Source organism: Sphaerospermopsis sp. FACHB-1194 (assembly GCF_014696235.1).
Taxonomy (GTDB): Bacteria; Cyanobacteriota; Cyanobacteriia; order Cyanobacteriales; family Nostocaceae; genus Sphaerospermopsis; species Sphaerospermopsis kisseleviana.
In genome coordinates this window covers 1-11,522 of the sequence record NZ_JACJPU010000080.1, presented here as the reverse complement: position 1 = coordinate 11,522, position 11,522 = coordinate 1, and the positions used below count along the sequence as shown (strand labels likewise).

Sequence of the window (11,522 nt, the reverse complement as noted above, 5' to 3'; positions counted from 1 at the left end):
TCGAAGGGCGGTGTCGAAGGGCGGTGTCGAAGGGCGGTGTCGAAGGGCGGTGTCGAAGGGCGGTGTCGAAGGGCGGTGTCGAAGGGCGGTGTCGAAGGGCGGTGTCGAAGGGCGGTGTCGAAGGGCGCAGTCGAAGGGCGCAGTCGAAGGGCGGTGTCGAAGGGCGCAGTCGAAGGGCGGTGTCGAAGGGCGGTGTCGAAGGGCGCAGTCGAAGGGCGCAGTCGAAGGGCGGTGTCGAAGGGCGCAGTCGAAGTAAGCGTGGCGTTAGCCATACTACTGGTCCTTCACAGATAACTTTTTCAGCAAACCCTAAATATTAAATCAAAGTTGGTAAAAAGATTTTTGTCATCCCCCACAAGAATGACTCTCTAGTGCGAAGCATTACACTTTTCAACAATGATATTTTGAGATGATCAACCAAAATCTATAAAAACTTCATTTTTTGATGGTTTTTTATTCCAGATAATATAGATAAAACTTTTGCAGGAATCTTTAAGTATTGGTGTTTGGTTATTATTTAGGTAAGTAGATAACAGTAGTTATTTTAGTTACAGGAGATGTCAGGTGCTTAACAAAAATTTTCAGTTCATACCCCAAGGTAAATTCAAACTTCCCGCTATTGGCTTACTGATTGGTTTTGGCATTATAGGTTTAAGTGTAATTAGTGAACGGACAAAAATTAACCTGAAATCTACAGCCACAGCAGCGAATTTACCAGGTTATGCAAATCAAATTCAGAGTAACAATGAAAACTCTCTTTTGTCAAGACTGCGAGATATTAGAGATCAAAGAAGTCAACTTCAGTTAAATACTGTTGAACCACAAAATGTAGAATCTAATGTAGAATCTGAAGCTTTAAATAGAACGTTACACAATATACCCACAAATACAAGACAAAGAGGAGGAAAATTACCTGTTAATTTTCCTGAAAAAGATGGAATTTATCTTTATGGACAGTCCTCAACACCAAACCAGTTAGGACAAGGTTATATTGTGTTTCAAAAACAGCAAGGAAAGGTAATTGGTGCTTTGTATATGCCCAGTTCTGAGTTTAGCTGTTTTCAGGGTACAATTGCTCAATCTGGTGAGTTAGCAATGACGGTAACTAGCTCTCCTGGTGAAGTTGGTGTTACTCAAGTTTCAACTACTAGCAAAATACCCAACTTTACTGATGAAGATACTGCTACCTATGCCTATTCTATAGAACTGCAAGACTATCATCAGTTAAATTCTGTCAGTGCTAATGATAGAAAAATTTTACAAGCTTGTAGTCAACATTTCAGGTAAGCATTTAGCTATTAGCAGTCAGCGGTCAGCTTGTTAACAGTTAAGCCCAAAATCAATATTTGAACATCTACCAATTGATCAAATATATCAAATATTCTGACTCCTGACTCCTGACTCCTGACTCCTGACTCCTGACTCCTGACTCCTGACTCCTGACTCCTGACTCCTGACTCCTGACTCCTGACTCCTGACTCCTGACTCCTGACTCCTGACTCCTGACTCCTTGCGTTTAATACTCAATTCCCGCTTGCGCTTTAATTCCTTGATCTTTAAAAGGATGCTTAATTAAAGTCATTTCTGTAACTAGATCCGCTTTTTCAATTAAAGCCGGTGGTGCGCCTCTCCCTGTAAGAATTATGTGTTTATCTGCTGGTTTTTCGGCTAAACCTGCTAAGATTTGTTCAACTTGTAAATAACCAAGTTTGAGAGCAATATTAATTTCATCCAAGAGTACAAGTTTAAACTCTGGGTTGCGGATAAATTCTAAAGATTTTTCCCAAGCAGCGTTAGCTTTCTCCAAGTCTCTATCACGGTCCTGGGTTTCCCAAGTAAACCCTTCACCCATTGCGTGAAACTCTAGTTGGTCTGTCCAATGACTAAAAACCCGCTTTTCTGAAGGTTCCCAAGCACCTTTAATAAATTGGACGATCGCTACCTTGTATCCATGACCAAGCGATCGCATTACCATACCTAAAGCCGCAGTCGTCTTACCCTTGCCATTACCCGTATTAATAATAATTAAACCTTTTTCTGGGATGGCGTTAGCTATACGTTGATCTTGTATTTCCTTACGACGCTGCATTTTTTTGCGGTATTGTTCATCATTCAGCGATGATGTTGAAGATGACATGACCTCATCTATTAAACGGGAAATTTCCTGATCAGAATTTAATTCTTCTGGTTGATCGTTTTTCATAAATCCTATTGATAAATAACTGTTAAGCCTACGAGAATGAAGTATAATTGTTTTCAGTAAGGTTACACTAGAAATGATATAAATTCTGTTAGCTATGATCTTAATAATTAAATTAGTTGTTCTTCATCGGCATAAGAGGATGTCTGAAAAGTTTTGAGAAAGTGATTTTGATTACGCCAATTGCTTCAACATTAAACGAATCATAGCTAGGGGATGCTGAATAAATGTAAAACCTGGATAAATTAAGAGATTGAGGATGATGAAAATTAAAATTGTGCCAATTTTTAATAAAGATTGGATGAATTATTCTATACAATTTTGAATGTGCCTAAAGCCAATCAATCGCTTTAATGCGACTAAAGTCGCTATCGACTTATCCCCATGTCTAAAAGCCAGGGGTTTGCGTCTCGTTTCAGGGTCAATGGGGACATTAATTTGTCAACGCGGACAAATAATCTGGCAAACGAAAAAACGAGCGCGGAGGGATTTGAACCCCCGACCCACAGAACCGGAATCTGTTGCTCTATCCACTGAGCCACGCGCCCTTACATATACTTTTGTAATTATAACATAGTTACTAAAAATATAGTCAAATATTTCTAGCTTGGTAATGTTATACACCTTAGATGGCTAACTACAAGCCACAATATTCGGTTTCTATCATCAGATAGAGTTCCGAACTACTTTTACCTTTTTTCAGTTCTGATTTGATTAGCTACTCTTGAAAATGTTTTATTTCGTCTAATTTATAGGATTTCCTGGCACACAGGAACTATGGTTAGGTTAATTCTAACTCTCCGCACTCTCAGATCAGGACTTTCACCGCTTTTCAAGGATGTACGCTTTTTGAACTCACAACTAGTATATCACACACCTTCACATTTTGCATCACAGATGCAGACAAAAATTGATAATATTTTTGTACCACAGATGTTAATATTTGACTGCGATCGCTTGTCCTTTTTGTGCTGATATGCCTGATAAAGTCGCAAATTTTTGTATTAGCATATACAGAATTAGCAAATACTTCTCAAGGCTTAGGTAATTGTAAAAATAATATAAAATTTTGTTAAATCATCGTTCTAGGGGTAGGCAAAATGAAATATATTGGATATATTTAACTTAATTGCCTATACCGAAAGATTTATAGTCTACGCAATATGTGATCCCCCTAGTTTGGACAAAAAAGCCGCTAGGGGGATCTTGTTTTAAGGGGCTTGAGTTAATATTTGTATTACCTAATCACATTTAAATATATATAAATGTATATTTACAGATGTTTCCTAAGTTATGATCTACAAAGCTAACAGGCAAGATGCCTGTTCCACAAGGGTTTTATGATTTCCGTTTGTACCTCACTAAGAGGATGTTGGAAAAGTTTATGGCTAACGCCACGCTACGCTATCGGCGAACTGCTTGCAGCAGCGCTTCGCTATCGCTCAAAAATAATCAAAAAATCATGTTAAAATGCCCGAAAGCCATACCTCATATTTGGTTGTTCCTGTCAATGCGTAAGTCTTAATTAATTTATAAAACATTTTATCAATCACCAATCACCAATCACCAATCACCAATCACCAATCACCAATCACCAATCACCAATCACCAATCACCAATCACCAATCACCAATCACCAATTATCAATTATCAATTATCAATTATCTCCATCCTAACCAACGCAAACAAGGAACAATAATGTAATAACTTAACCCTAAACAAAGACTAATTAAAACACCAATAGAACCAAAAAAAGCTATATGCTGTAATAACTCTACCCAATTTGGTGAATCGGAAAAATGGAACAATGAAATTTTGATCCCTAAATGAATTAAACCTGCGACAATATTAGCACTACCAAAAGCAGCTATAAAAGCGTAAGCTAGGTAATGGGTACGCAGACCTAAACCCAAAGTGAGTAAAGAAATTGAGATTAACATCCAGGCAATTAATCCTTCAGGGCTATTCTGTGGTTTAATAAATTGCCAAGTTATCCAACCTGAACTATAGCCTATTACACCCATCATAGCTGATACTAAAAAACGTCGTTTTTGTCCAAAACTTCCAGATAAAGTAATTCCCCAAGCAGTACCTAAACCAGCAACAGCATAAATGATAATTTCCTTGGGATTTGTAGGTGTAAAATTGGGGATGAATTGGGATGATTGGCGTGATATAAATTCTGCCACAAAAGCGCCTGATTTAGTTTGATAAGCCAGTAAAAAACCACCAATAGTTCCCACACTCGCACCAATAAAACTTAAAATTATTGCCCAAATTGTCGCTAAACAAGCTTTCAAAAAGTTGAAAATTGCTTGCACTGTAAATAAAGTTGTATTACCTACAGCTTGGGTAATTTCTGTGATAGTTTGGACGATACTATTTTTAATTTGGGTAAAAAAGCCTAGTTGTGATTTTTGTAATTTTTTGGATTTTACAGAATTAATTGCTAATAAACGTTTTTGAATAATAGCTGCATGGGCTGGACGCGATCGCACATCCGCCTGTATCATTTCATCTAATAAATCTGCTAGTTGAATATTAACATTACACCACTTACGCCAGTTTAATTCCCCAGTAATCGGATCTTCTAATTCTTGTGGATATTTACCTGTAAGTAATTCAATCATTGTTCGTCCCAAAGCATAAAAATCAGCCGCAGGACCAACATTACCTCCTGTAATTTGTTCTGGTGGACTGTAACCAGAAGAAAATAAACGAGTAGAAGGAGAAGGCGATCGCAATATTCCCCCACTAAATTGTTTAGCCCCACCAAAATCAATTAACACCAATTGATCTGCTTGTAAAAGTGCATTAGGTGCAGGACTACGCAACATTAAATTAGAAGGTTTAATATCCCGATGAATAATTTTCCGGTGATGTAATTCCTGTAAAATTTTTACAGCTTGGGAAAGCAAATTTAACACCAAATCCTCTGGACATCCTTGAGGAAAATTTTTACGCACTTCCTCCAAAGTATAACCATCAATCTTTTCCATCACCAGACAAGCTAACTGGTGTGGTTTAGGATGAGTCACACTGATTTGAAAATACCCATCAGCGTCAACTTGAGGCACACCAGAATTGCGGAAATTACTTAAAACTTCCGCTTCTAGGATAAATAACTCCAAAGCCTTGGGAGAATTTTCCACCAAGACTTTCAGTACCTTTTCAGTTTGAGTTTTGACATCCCAAACCGTATAAATTTGGGCAAAACCGCCTGAACCTAAAGGTTTCAGTGGGTAATAACGGTCTACTAACTGTAACGGACTGCCACAGCTGTTACAAAATTTGTTGCCCCAAGGTTGGGGATAAGGACGTTGACAGTGAGGATTTATGCAGTGAACCGCACTCTGATTTATTTGGAACAAAACCACGAAAATACAAAGGCTAGATCGATTTTAACGCCTATTTTGCTTTCTTGATTATTCAAACAAACACATTCATCCTGGAAGAACGAACCGCAAAGTACGCAAAGGACACAAAGGAAAGAGGTAGAGCCTTTTTTCTTATAATCCAGTGGCGACAGTTGGGTGAAAAACGACTAAGCTGGTATTATAACAGGTTAAAACTTTACCTAAAATTCTGCCTGGACTGGAGCGCAAAACCAGCGGTTTAAACTTGGTTTAAACTTTCTCACTGACTCACGTACATTGTAATTACATTATGTTTGATGCACTATCTGACCGTTTAGAAGCCGCCTGGAAAAAACTGCGGGGACAAGATAAAATATCTCAATCCAACATTCAAGATGCATTGCGCGAAGTGCGTCGGGCTTTGTTGGAAGCAGATGTTAACCTCCAGGTAGTTAAAGATTTTATAGCTGAAGTCGAAACCAAAGCCCAGGGATCTGAGGTCATAGCTGGTGTACGTCCTGACCAGCAGTTTATCAAAATTGTTTATGATGAACTGGTACAGGTGATGGGGGAAGAAAATGTTCCCCTGGCAGAAGTTAAGGATAAAACTACCGTTGTCTTGATGGCAGGTTTACAAGGTACTGGTAAAACCACCGCTACTGCTAAATTAGCTCTACATTTAAGAAAATTAGATCGTAGTTGTTTGTTAGTCGCCACAGACGTATATCGTCCCGCAGCTATTGATCAGTTAATTACACTGGGTAAGCAAATTAACGTACCCGTATTTGAGATGGGCAGTGATGCTGACCCCGTAGAAATAGCCCGTCAAGGGGTAGAACGTGCCAAGGCAGAAGGTATTAATACAGTGATTGTTGATACCGCTGGACGCTTACAAATTGACCAAGACATGATGGCGGAATTAGCCCGCATCAAGTCAACGATTGAACCAGATGAAACTCTGTTAGTTGTGGATGCAATGACAGGGCAAGAAGCAGCAAATCTGACCCGTACTTTCCATCAACAAATCGGTATAACTGGGGCTATTCTCACCAAAATGGACGGTGATAGCCGTGGTGGTGCGGCTTTGTCAGTGCGGCAAATTTCCGGTGCGCCGATTAAGTTTGTCGGTGTGGGTGAAAAAGTCGAGGCGCTGCAACCTTTTTATCCAGACCGCATGGCCTCCCGTATTTTGGGCATGGGTGATGTTCTTACCTTGGTTGAAAAAGCCCAGGAAGAAATCGACATCGCCGACGCTGAGAAAATGCAGGAGAAAATGCTGTCAGCGAAGTTTGATTTTACAGACTTCTTAAAACAGCTACGCCTAATGAAAAATATGGGTTCATTAGGTGGCATCATGAAGTTGATTCCCGGTATGGGTAAACTTTCTGATGACCAGTTGAAGCAAGGGGAAACCCAGCTAAAACGCTGTGAAGCCATGATTAATTCCATGACTAAGCAGGAAAGAAAAGATCCAGAACTATTGTCAAGTTCTCCCAGTCGGCGGCGACGCATTGCTTCTGGTTCTGGTTATAAAGAATCAGACGTGAGTAAGTTGGTAGCAGATTTCCAAAAAATGCGATCGCTCATGCAGCAAATGGGACAAGGCAACTTCCCCGGAATGCCAGGAATGTTTGGCGGTGGTATGGGCAACCCCCTAGCCGCAGGAAACCGTCCTGCACCCGGTTGGCGCGGTTATCCCGGCGGCGCACCAGCAGCGAAAAAGAAAAAGAAAGAGAAAAAGAAAAAAGGTTTTGGCACGCTATAGGTGACTGGGGACTGGGGACTGGGGACTGGGGACTGGGGACTGGGGACTGGGGACTGGGGACTGGGGACTGGGCATTCTTAGATTATTAATCTTCCCCTGCCTCCCCTGCCTCCCCTGCCTCCCCTGCCTCCCCTGCCTCCTGCCTCCTGCCTCCCCTGCCTCCCCTGCCTCCCCTGCCTCCTGACTCCTGACTCCTGACTCCTGACTCCTTGATCTCCTGACTCCTGACTCCTAACCGTGCTACAATTATCATTTCATTCACAAAATCACTACCTACCAACAGGACAACGATTTTTCAACATGATCAAACTGCGCTTGAAGCGATTTGGTAAAAAGCGGGAAGCAAGTTACCGCATTATTGCTATTAACGATCTGTCTCGTCGTGATGGTCGTCCCCTAGAAGAACTAGGATTTTACAACCCCAGAACTGATGAAGTGCGTCTGGATGTTCCCGGTATTGTTAAGCGTCTTCAACAAGGCGCTCAACCTACTGACACCGTTCGTCGCATCCTCGTAAAAGCTAATGTTTTTGAACAAGTCAGTGCAAACGCCGCATCATAAACTTGAGCCGAAGTTACCAGCAGCCAGTCCTCACTATGTTGGGCTGGTGAAGTTTCTTGTACAGCCGTTTTTAGAGTCTCCAGAGTCTTTAAGTGTCGATTGTGAAATGTCTTACACCCTTAAACGGGCTTGGATTCGCATCGCTTTTGACCCTACAGACAAAGGAAAAGTCTTTGGTAGGGGGGGACGCAATATTCAGGCAATTCGCACGGTAATTGCCGCAGCAGCAGAATTGGCTGGCCAGTCAGTATACCTGGACATCTACGGCAGCAATACCCAAAATCGGGATGGTATGTCTTTTGATGAAGAACAGGAAGAAAGAATACCCCCACCAAGATCACGAGAAAGAAGTGGAGACATCCCCAGACCTATTGCTAAACCCCGCTTTCGGTCGGTCTAAACTGGTAATTTTGAGGTGACTCAGCCAGTAAGTAGTTCTGGTAAAGATGAAGATAGGCCGCAAAAAAATTGTTATAGCAGGAGTCAGGAGTCGTAGGGGTGAAGCCTTAGGGCAATCAATGATCAATTTTTATTGAAAGCTATTTTCCTGTAAGGGTGAGGCATTCGGGCGATAAATTATCAATTTTGATCACAGTTATTTTCCGAATGCTTCGCCCCTACTTCGCCCGTCCTAACTGCTCTGTCTACGACTATAAAACCAAGATTTTTGCAGTCTTTTGTTGCTAAGTCAATACGACTGAAAAAAACGCAATACCCAGATCCTCGACTTCTTCAAGAAGTTGGGGGTCTATCTTCTGAGAACTTCTGAGAAATTTTTAATAAATTTTGATAAATTTTGATAAAAATTTGATAAAAACTATGGCAGGTGCAGTTACAATTGGGCTGCCTAATATTCCCAGTGCGATCGCTCTAGCGGGATATGGGGAAGCAAATCTCAAGTTTCTGTCTCAACAAACAGGAGCTAGTTTGGTGCTGCGGGGTCAAGAACTACTCATTTCTGGTCAAGACAAGCAGGTTGATCTAGCTGTGAAAATAGTGCGATCGCTAGAAAATCTCTGGAGTAAAGGTAATAATATTGCTACTGCGGATATTTTAACAGCCCGTCAAGCAATAGAGGGCGATCTCCAAGGTGAATTACAAGACCTACAGCGCGATATCCTCGCTAAAAGTCGTCGTGGTCAAGAAGTCCGCGCTAAAACTTTCCGTCAACGACAATATATTGAAGCTATTCGTAAACGCGATCTCACCTTTGGTATTGGTCCTGCGGGAACTGGTAAAACCTATCTCGCGGTTGTTGTTGCTGTCCAAGAACTTCTAGCTAATCAATTTGAAAAATTAATTTTAACCCGTCCTGCGGTGGAAGCTGGGGAAAAACTGGGATTTTTACCAGGAGATTTACAACAAAAAGTTAACCCCTATCTGCGTCCGCTTTATGATGCTATTAATGAATTTATTGATCCTGAAAAAGTCCCTAATTTAATGGAACGGGGTATTATAGAAGTTGCGCCTTTAGCTTATATGCGCGGGCGGACTTTAAATAATGCTTTTGTAATTGTTGATGAAGCTCAGAATACCACACCTGCACAAATGAAAATGGTGCTGACTCGTTTGGGTTTTGGTTCTCGTATGGTGATTACAGGTGACATCACGCAAACTGATTTACCTCTACATCAACAGTCAGGTTTAACCGTTGCTTTGCAAATTCTCAAGCACGTTGAAGGTATCGCTTTTTGTGAATTTACTCAAAAAGATGTTGTTCGTCATCCTTTGGTACAAAGGATCGTTTCTGCCTATGAACAATATGAAAAATAGTATATTGGTGATTGGTGATTGGTGATTGGTGATTGGTGATTGGTGATTGGTGATTGGTGATTGGTGATTGGTGATTGGTGATTGGTGATTGGGGACTGGGGAAACAGGAAATATTTATCTTTCTCCTGACTCCTTGAACTCCTGACTCCTTGAACTCCTGACTCCTTGAACTCCTGACTCCTTGAACTCCTGACTCCTCACAGATAACTTTTTCAGCAAACCCTACCTATCTTTCACTTCTTATAAATGAGAAACACCGAACCAATGGGACCAAAATTTTCCACATACACCTTATTATTATAAAACAACCCTGGAGACATACCCCCATCAAATAACATTCCTTCCCTAATTCTTCCTAAACAATTATTTCTCGCAATACCTTCTAAAACATCATCAAACTGACTAGGTAACAACTCTTTATTATTTGCAGAAACTTGAATACTAGAATTAGCTTTCACATCATTAACTAACAGAATTACATAACCTTTACTGGTAATTGCTACCATAGAACGGTTAGTAGCACCTTTACAAGCAAAATCACCTAAAGCTTTGCAAATATCTTTAAAAACACCCTGATTGTAAAATCTACCATTACCACCTACTACATTATAATTTAGTAAATTAGATCCTCTTTTTCCTATCTGAATAGTAGCAACACGCTGACTGGGGTTTCCTCCAGATATCGCAAAAGAAGAACGTTTATTTTTAAAAGCACCAGAATATTCTACACCACGAGAAATATTTAAACCTTGGGGTTTATTCACCGTATCTATATAATCTGCATTAATAGCTGCAATAGGTTTTCTACCATTTAACTTGGAATTTTCATCACCTACCAATTGACTAAAAAATTTAGGTATATACTCTCTTCTAAAATTACCCCTACCATCCTTAGCATAGATTTTATGATCTAAACCCACATTTACTTTAAAATCTAAATGGGGGGATTTAGGATTAAAAACAATTACATGATTAATACCTCTAGAATAACGTTCACCTTTATTATTAGTCTTGAAAAATTCAATACTAAACCGAGAATTATTACCAGGACAAATAGTTGATGGTTTTGGTTGAGAATTAGCCACCTGATCCTGAAAACCTAATAATAAGAAACTGCTACTAATTAAGAGGAATAAGAAAGATAATTTTTTCATGGATTGGTAATTGGTAATTGGTAATGGATAGGATTTACAGGATGGTTTATTTTATCAGAATCAGGACACCCTTTGGGAAGTCAAAAGTCAAAAGTCAAAAGTCAAAATTTTTTGTCTGAATCAGGATAACCAGGATTAGAGGATGTACAGGATGTTATTGTTTAATTAATGGTTTGATTTTCTGTCTTTTTGTCTGAATCAGGATAACCAGGATTAGAGGATGTACAGGATGTTATTGTTTAATTAATGGTTTGATTTTCTATCTTTTTGTCTGAATCAGGATAACCAGGATTAGAGGATGTACAGGATGTTATTGTTTAATTAATGGTTTGATTTTCTGTCTTTTTGTCTGAATCAGGATAACCAGGATTAGAGGATGTACAGGATGTTATTGTTTAATTAATGGTTTGATTTTCTATCTTTTTGTCTGAATCAGGATAACCAGGATTAGAGGATGTACGGGATGTTATTGTTTAATTAATGGTTTGATTTTCTATCTTTTTGTCTGAATCAGGATAACCAGGATTAGAGGATGTACGGGATGTTATTGTTTAATTAATGGTTTGATTTTCTATCTTTTTGTCTGAATCAGGATAACCAGGATTAGAGGATGTACGGGATGTTATTGTTTAATTAATGGTTTGATTTTCTATCTTTTTGTCTGAATCAGGATAACCAGGATTAGAGGATTTACAGGATGTTATTGTTTAATT

Annotated in this window: 11 protein-coding genes and 1 tRNA gene; 6 read left to right on the top strand and 6 right to left on the bottom strand. The window is 39.7% G+C overall.

What is annotated here, in order from left to right:
- Positions 1-564: 564 nt before the first annotated feature.
- Positions 565-1,287: a hypothetical protein gene (locus tag H6F45_RS25275; protein WP_190348727.1), complete on the top strand. Its 723-nt coding sequence runs from the start codon at positions 565-567 to the stop codon at positions 1,285-1,287.
- Between the two features lie 87 nt (positions 1,288-1,374).
- Here H6F45_RS25275 and H6F45_RS25270 read toward each other — a convergent pair whose 3' ends face one another.
- The 3 genes from H6F45_RS25270 to H6F45_RS25260 all read right to left on the bottom strand — a co-directional run bounded on the left by H6F45_RS25270 (position 1,375) and on the right by H6F45_RS25260 (position 2,748).
- On the bottom strand, positions 1,375-1,527 hold the full coding sequence (locus H6F45_RS25270) for a hypothetical protein (RefSeq protein WP_190348726.1): 153 nt from the start codon (positions 1,525-1,527) through the stop codon (positions 1,375-1,377).
- Entirely contained in the window at positions 1,517-2,203 is a 687-nt protein-coding gene (gene cobO / locus H6F45_RS25265) for a cob(I)yrinic acid a,c-diamide adenosyltransferase (RefSeq protein WP_096566152.1), read from the bottom strand. Before cobO ends, H6F45_RS25270 begins: the two co-directional genes overlap by 11 nt.
- 472 nt (positions 2,204-2,675) lie before the next feature.
- Positions 2,676-2,748: transfer RNA gene (locus H6F45_RS25260), tRNA-Arg, on the bottom strand.
- Between the two features lie 836 nt (positions 2,749-3,584).
- Between H6F45_RS25260 and H6F45_RS25255 the strand changes: the two genes are divergently transcribed.
- On the top strand, positions 3,585-3,725 hold the full coding sequence (locus H6F45_RS25255) for a hypothetical protein (RefSeq protein WP_162501943.1): 141 nt from the start codon (positions 3,585-3,587) through the stop codon (positions 3,723-3,725).
- Positions 3,726-3,861: 136 nt separating this feature from the next.
- On the opposite strand, the gene H6F45_RS25250 is transcribed toward H6F45_RS25255, so the two are convergent.
- The gene (locus tag H6F45_RS25250; protein ID WP_190348725.1) at positions 3,862-5,577 is read right to left on the bottom strand and encodes a protein kinase; all 1,716 of its coding nucleotides are present in this window, start codon (positions 5,575-5,577) and stop codon (positions 3,862-3,864) included.
- A gap of 289 nt (positions 5,578-5,866) precedes the next feature.
- Here H6F45_RS25250 and ffh point away from each other — a divergent pair, with 289 nt between their 5' ends.
- Positions 5,867-7,321: a signal recognition particle protein gene (gene ffh, locus H6F45_RS25245; RefSeq protein WP_190348724.1), complete on the top strand. Its 1,455-nt coding sequence runs from the start codon at positions 5,867-5,869 to the stop codon at positions 7,319-7,321.
- An 85-nt stretch (positions 7,322-7,406) separates the two neighbouring features.
- Here ffh and H6F45_RS25240 read toward each other — a convergent pair whose 3' ends face one another.
- Positions 7,407-7,583: a hypothetical protein gene (locus H6F45_RS25240; protein ID WP_190348723.1), complete on the bottom strand. Its 177-nt coding sequence runs from the start codon at positions 7,581-7,583 to the stop codon at positions 7,407-7,409.
- A 38-nt stretch (positions 7,584-7,621) separates the two neighbouring features.
- Here H6F45_RS25240 and rpsP point away from each other — a divergent pair, with 38 nt between their 5' ends.
- The 3 genes from rpsP to H6F45_RS25225 all read left to right on the top strand — a co-directional run bounded on the left by rpsP (position 7,622) and on the right by H6F45_RS25225 (position 9,655).
- Entirely contained in the window at positions 7,622-7,882 is a 261-nt protein-coding gene (gene rpsP, locus H6F45_RS25235; RefSeq protein ID WP_096566147.1) for a 30S ribosomal protein S16, read from the top strand.
- Positions 7,845-8,282, top strand: coding sequence for a KH domain-containing protein (locus H6F45_RS25230; RefSeq protein WP_096566145.1), 438 nt, complete (start codon positions 7,845-7,847; stop codon positions 8,280-8,282). Before rpsP ends, H6F45_RS25230 begins: the two co-directional genes overlap by 38 nt.
- A 419-nt stretch (positions 8,283-8,701) precedes the next feature.
- Positions 8,702-9,655, top strand: coding sequence for a PhoH family protein (locus H6F45_RS25225; RefSeq protein ID WP_190348722.1), 954 nt, complete (start codon positions 8,702-8,704; stop codon positions 9,653-9,655).
- Between the two features lie 233 nt (positions 9,656-9,888).
- Here the strand turns inward: H6F45_RS25225 and H6F45_RS25220 are convergent, their stop codons facing one another.
- Positions 9,889-10,809, bottom strand: coding sequence for a phosphodiester glycosidase family protein (locus H6F45_RS25220; RefSeq protein WP_190348721.1), 921 nt, complete (start codon positions 10,807-10,809; stop codon positions 9,889-9,891).
- Between the last annotated feature and the right edge of the window lie 713 nt (positions 10,810-11,522).

Coding starts and splice junctions, on each gene's coding strand:
- cobO (WP_096566152.1), bottom strand. CDS start 2,203: ATGAAAAACGATCAACCAGAAGAATTAAATTCTGATCAGGAAATTTCC.
- H6F45_RS25230 (WP_096566145.1), top strand. CDS start 7,845: ATGTTTTTGAACAAGTCAGTGCAAACGCCGCATCATAAACTTGAGCCG.
- H6F45_RS25255 (WP_162501943.1), top strand. CDS start 3,585: ATGGCTAACGCCACGCTACGCTATCGGCGAACTGCTTGCAGCAGCGCT.
- ffh (WP_190348724.1), top strand. CDS start 5,867: ATGTTTGATGCACTATCTGACCGTTTAGAAGCCGCCTGGAAAAAACTG.
- rpsP (WP_096566147.1), top strand. CDS start 7,622: ATGATCAAACTGCGCTTGAAGCGATTTGGTAAAAAGCGGGAAGCAAGT.
- H6F45_RS25225 (WP_190348722.1), top strand. CDS start 8,702: ATGGCAGGTGCAGTTACAATTGGGCTGCCTAATATTCCCAGTGCGATC.
- H6F45_RS25220 (WP_190348721.1), bottom strand. CDS start 10,809: ATGAAAAAATTATCTTTCTTATTCCTCTTAATTAGTAGCAGTTTCTTA.